The 4,503-nt window shown below is 70.0% G+C and carries 4 protein-coding genes, 2 tRNA genes and 2 pseudogenes; 3 read left to right on the top strand and 5 right to left on the bottom strand.

All coding sequences use genetic code 11. From position 1 onward, the window contains the following. Position 1 precedes the first annotated feature (1 nt). A tRNA-Ala gene (locus ABZ646_RS40795) sits at positions 2–74 on the bottom strand. Here ABZ646_RS40795 and ABZ646_RS40790 point away from each other — a divergent pair. Beyond that, positions 42–1,388: a glycosyltransferase 87 family protein gene (locus ABZ646_RS40790; protein WP_360531092.1), complete on the top strand. Its 1,347-nt coding sequence runs from the start codon at positions 42–44 to the stop codon at positions 1,386–1,388. The genes ABZ646_RS40795 and ABZ646_RS40790 overlap by 33 nt on opposite strands. Here ABZ646_RS40790 and ABZ646_RS40785 read toward each other — a convergent pair. The 3 genes and pseudogenes from ABZ646_RS40785 to ABZ646_RS40775 all read right to left on the bottom strand — a co-directional run bounded on the left by ABZ646_RS40785 (position 1,378) and on the right by ABZ646_RS40775 (position 3,198). Beyond that, on the bottom strand, positions 1,378–1,611 hold the full coding sequence (locus tag ABZ646_RS40785) for a hypothetical protein (RefSeq protein WP_006136074.1): 234 nt from the start codon (positions 1,609–1,611) through the stop codon (positions 1,378–1,380). The two genes, ABZ646_RS40790 and ABZ646_RS40785, sit on opposite strands and share 11 nt — an antisense overlap. A gap of 3 nt (positions 1,612–1,614) precedes the next feature. Further along, a complete protein-coding gene (locus tag ABZ646_RS40780; RefSeq protein WP_107483215.1) occupies positions 1,615–1,788 on the bottom strand; it encodes a hypothetical protein in 174 nt (57 codons plus the stop codon). Positions 1,789–1,856: 68 nt separating this feature from the next. Next, positions 1,857–3,198, bottom strand: a pseudogene (locus ABZ646_RS40775) (MFS transporter). A 110-nt stretch (positions 3,199–3,308) separates the two neighbouring features. Here ABZ646_RS40775 and ABZ646_RS40770 point away from each other — a divergent pair. Both ABZ646_RS40770 and ABZ646_RS40765 read left to right on the top strand, forming a co-directional pair. Beyond that, positions 3,309–3,638 (top strand): annotated as a pseudogene (locus ABZ646_RS40770) (helix-turn-helix domain-containing protein); the annotation flags it as partial. A 130-nt stretch (positions 3,639–3,768) separates the two neighbouring features. Next, positions 3,769–4,311, top strand: coding sequence for a hypothetical protein (locus ABZ646_RS40765; protein ID WP_360531088.1), 543 nt, complete (start codon positions 3,769–3,771; stop codon positions 4,309–4,311). Positions 4,312–4,372: 61 nt separating this feature from the next. Here ABZ646_RS40765 and ABZ646_RS40760 read toward each other — a convergent pair. After that, positions 4,373–4,445: transfer RNA gene (locus ABZ646_RS40760), tRNA-Ala, on the bottom strand. Between the last annotated feature and the right edge of the window lie 58 nt (positions 4,446–4,503).

The following is a 4,503-nucleotide window of genomic DNA, read 5'->3' as shown; positions in this document are numbered from 1 at the left end:
GTGGAGCTAAGGAGAATTGAACTCCTGACCTCCTGCATGCCATGCAGGCGCTCTACCAACTGAGCTATAGCCCCTTGTTGTGGTCCGCCCGGTTTCCCTGGCGGCGACGCCAACATTACACGGTCGAGGGGGTGCATCACCAAATCGTTTCCCGTTCTGTACTGATACGGGCGATAGTGTCGGGCTTCGTGACCGTGATCGCGTTCTCCGAGGCCCGGCGCCGGGTGTCGGTGCCGCTGGCGGCGTGCCTGTTGTCATTCACGGTGTTCTGGGCGGCGCAGCGGGCCGCGCACGTGTCGATGATCGACCTGATGGTCTACCGGGCGGAGGGGGCGACCGTCCGCGCGGGCGGCGATCTCTACGCGCTGCGTGCGACGGCGGCTCATCTCCCGTCCACCTATCCGCCGTTCGCGGCGTTGCTGTTCACACCGCTGACGCTGCTGGACGTGCCGAGCATGCGCGCGCTGGCGACGGCCGGGAATCTCGTCCTCCTGCTGGTCTTCGTCGGGCTGTCGATGCGGCTCCTCGGCCACGCGCGCGTGGAGTGCGTTCTGTGGGTCGCGGCGGGGGCGGTGTGGTGCGAGCCGGTGTGGACGACCGTGCGCTACGGGCAGATCAATCTGCTGCTGGCGGTGCTGGTCCTGTGGGATCTGTCACGCCGTCCCGCCGAACGGCCGGACCGCTGGGCGGGGGTGGGTGTCGGGCTCGCGGCCGCGGTCAAACTGACGCCGGCCCTGTTCGCGGTGTTCCTGCTCGCCACGGGCCTGGTGGCGCGTTGCGGGGGCCGGGACGGGGGGCCGTGGCTGCGGCCCGCGCGTGGGGCGGCCGGCGCCTTCACGGGGGCGACCCTGGTGGCGGCGGCCGTCCTGCCGTATGACTCGTGGCGGTTCTGGACCGGGATGGTTTTCCGGACGGGGCGGGTGGGGCGGGCCGAGGAGACCGCTAATCAGGCTCTGCGCGGCGTTCTGGCGCGCTTGCTGCACAGCGCCGAGCCGGGAGCCCTCTGGGCGGCCGCTGCGGCCCTGACGGCCGTTGTGGGGCTTGCGGTGGCGGTCGTGGCGGAATTGCGCGGCGGGCGGGCCTGGGCGGTGGCCGTGTGCGCGGTGACGGGACTGCTGATCAGTCCCGTGTCATGGTCGCACCACTGGGTGTGGTGCGTGCCCGTGGTGCTGCTGTTGTGGACGCGCGGGCACCGGGCGGTGGCCGCGGGGACGCTGCTGGTCTTCTGTTCGTACGCCCTGTGGTGGGTGCCGCACGGCCACGGCCGGCCCGAACTTCACCAGGACGCGGCCGACTTGGCCCTGTCGGCGCTCTACTCGGTCACCGGTGCGCTGTTCCTCGCACTCGCATGGCATCGTTGCCGCGGCCGGGTACGGCTCAGGCCGTGACGAAGGAGTAGAACCTCTTGAGCGTGCAGTGCTCCTCCAGGAGACGGCCGTAGATCGGCTCGCCCTCCAGCTCACGGTAGGTCTCGATCGGGTCGCCTTTTATGATCAGCGCCCGCGCGCATTCCTCGCACCAGTACTGGTAGTCGGGGTTGATCGGCTCCATGTCGCGGACGATCGGGGTCCCGCTCCCGCACCAGTCGCACTTTCGCCTGTGTGCACCCATCGATCAGCTCCAGCTGTGGCCGCAGGCCGTGCACACGTAGGAGATCCCGCCGTTGTCGCCGAGTACTTGGGCCACATGGACGGAACCGCAGGAAGGGCAGAGCAGCCGGGTGATCGTGTCCCGTATCAACGCCGCACCGAGGAGGTGGCCGCCCTCCTCAAGGATGCTCGCAGGCATCGCTACTCCTCCCGTCGGGCCGCGCCCCCTTCCGGCCGTTTGATTCTGCCACGGCCGGACCAATACGGTCAGCGACGCCTCAGTACCAGTCCGGACACGGCGCCCGCGACCGCCGTCGCGGCGAGCGTCCATGCGCAGGCTGACAGCGCCTCCGCAGAGGTATACGCCCGTGGGCCCCCAAGTGACTCAAGCCGGTTCAAGAACAGTGTGCCGAACGCGGCGACCCCGATGAGCTGACCGAGTTGGGTGACGGTCGCCAGAAGACCGCTGGCGTCCGCAGCCTCCTCGGGGCGCACGGTGGCGAGCGCACCCGTGAGCGTGGGGCTGAAGGCGAGCGCGAGCCCCGCCCCCACTCCGGCGTACGCCAGAAAGAGCCACGCGCCCCCGTCGCCGCCCCCGCGAAAGGCCATTCCGACGCCGGCCGTGCCCAGTGCGGTGAGCGCGAACCCCGCCGGGGTCAGCGCCCGCTGCCAGGAGACGGGCCACCTGCGCCAGGTGAGGGCGACCGCGCCGAAGGCGACGGCGGTCGGTGCGAAGGTGAGACCGGCGCGCTGCGCGCTGTAACCGAGGCCGTTCTGGACGTGCAGGGTGAGCGTGAACAGGAATCCCGCGTTGACGGCCATCACGGCGAGGATGCGCAGTACGGCAAGGCTCATGCCGGGGTGGCGCAGTACCCGGGACGCGATCAGCGGGGCGCCGCCACGCCGGGCCAGTCTCGACTCGTAACCGATGAACAACGCGGACAGGAGGACGGCGGCGGCGGGGGACAGCCAGGACCACAGCGGCCAGCCCTCCTCCTGTCCGAGCACCAACGGCACGGTCAGCAGCGAGACGGCCGACCCGAGCAGGACCAGGCCGGGCAGGTCGAGGCCGCGTGTCCGCTGCGTCGTCGATCCGGCACCGGACGGCAGGACACGCCGGCCGAGGACGAGGAGTACGGCGCCGATGGGCACGTTGACGAGGAACACCGGCCGCCAGCCCGTGCCGAACAGGTCGGCTCCTACCAGGACGCCGCCGACGATCTGGCCGGCGGCTGCGCCGACCGCGAGGACCGCCGAGTAGGCGCCGAGCGCCCGGGTACAGGCCTCGCCGGTGAAGGCGCGCTGGATGATGCTGAGGACCTGCGGGATCATCACCGCCGAACCGGCGCCCTGCACCAGCCGGAACACGATCAGTTCGACAGCGCCCTGGGCCAGGTCGCAGGCGAGCGACGCCGCCGTGAACAGGGCGAGGCAGGTGGACCCGGCCGTGGCCGAGCCGGTCGCCGAGCCGGGCTCCGGTGATCAGCAGTACCGCGTAGGTGATGGCGTAGCCGGCCACGACCAGCTGCAAGTCGGAGCCGGTGGCGTGGAGTTCAAAACCCATGGTAGGGGCCGCGACGTTCACGATGAAGACGTCCAGCACGGCCATGAACTGGGCTGTGAGGACGACCGCGAGGAGCAGCCGGGGCCGGTTGTCGGGGCCGGGTGATTCACTTTTCTCGGGGATCGAAGTGGGCGCGGGACCTGGCCCCGTACGGGATGTCGTCGTCATGCGTCCGAGCGTGGCGGGGGGACCGGTACGGGTGCCGAGACCCCGCCGATGCTGGTACTGGCAGCACCTGGCACGGGGCGGCTGCGCCCACGATGAAGGACATGACGACGGGGGACGTGACGATGGGGACGGCAGGACACCGCCGCGGGCCGGAGCTGGCCGCGTTCCTGCGCACCAGGCGGGCGCGGTTGACACCGGCGGACGTCGGTATGCCCCCGGGGCTGCGGCGGCGCACTCCGGGGCTGCGCCGGGAAGAGCTCGCCCAGCTCTCCGGTGTGGGGGTGACCTGGTACAGGTGGCTGGAGCAGGGGCGGCCGATCAACGCCTCGCCGCAGGTGCTGGACGCGGTGGCACGCACGCTGCGGCTGGACGCGCCGGAGGGACTGTCCCGGTCGGTCGGCGCGGAGGTGCAGGGCATCATCGACGCCCTGGATCCGCGATCCGCTGATGGCGGTGGTGTACACCTCGCGCTACGACGTGCTGGCCACCAACGCGACGTACCGGGACATCTTCCTGGTGCCGCAGACGGTGCGGATCGGTGTGCCCAACGTGTTGTGGACGTTGTTCACGGTGCCGAAGGACGTCTGCCCGGTGGTGCACCGGGAGCGTGAACTGCCGAGGATGGTGGCGACGCTGCGTTCCAGTTACGGCAGACATGTGGGCGAGCCTGCCTGGGAGGACTTCATACGGGCGCTGTCCCGGGCCAGCACGGACTTCGCCCGGATGTGGGCGAGCGGGGTGGTGGCCCGGCCGGGACCGCGGGTGAAGTCGTTCCGTCATGAGGCGGTGGGCGAGGTGCGGATGAGGTCGCAGTCGCTGTCGATCGACGGGATGCCGGAGGCCCGGATCGTTGTCTACACGCCCGAGGACGGACAGACACGGGAGAAGGTCGCGTTGTTGCGCGAGCGCAGGCTGCGGCTGTGGGCGGTGACGGACGAGGCGGCAACCGGGATCATCCGGGAGTGGGACAAAGAAAATCCCGCCCCCTGAAGAGGGCGGGATTCTCGTCACCGATCTTTGACAACTCGACAGTGTCTGGAGTGTCGATCTGTGGAGCTAAGGAGAATTGAACTCCTGACCTCCTGCATGCCATGCAGGCGCTCTACCAACTGAGCTATAGCCCCTTGCAGCCTTCCGGCCCTGGGGGAGTTCAGTCAGATAGCGCCGCGTGAGGGGCTCCGC

It is taken from the genome of Streptomyces sp. NPDC007162, from assembly GCF_040634175.1.
In the GTDB taxonomy this organism is placed as follows: domain Bacteria; phylum Actinomycetota; class Actinomycetes; order Streptomycetales; family Streptomycetaceae; genus Streptomyces.
This window is presented reverse-complemented; position numbering and strand designations above follow the sequence as displayed.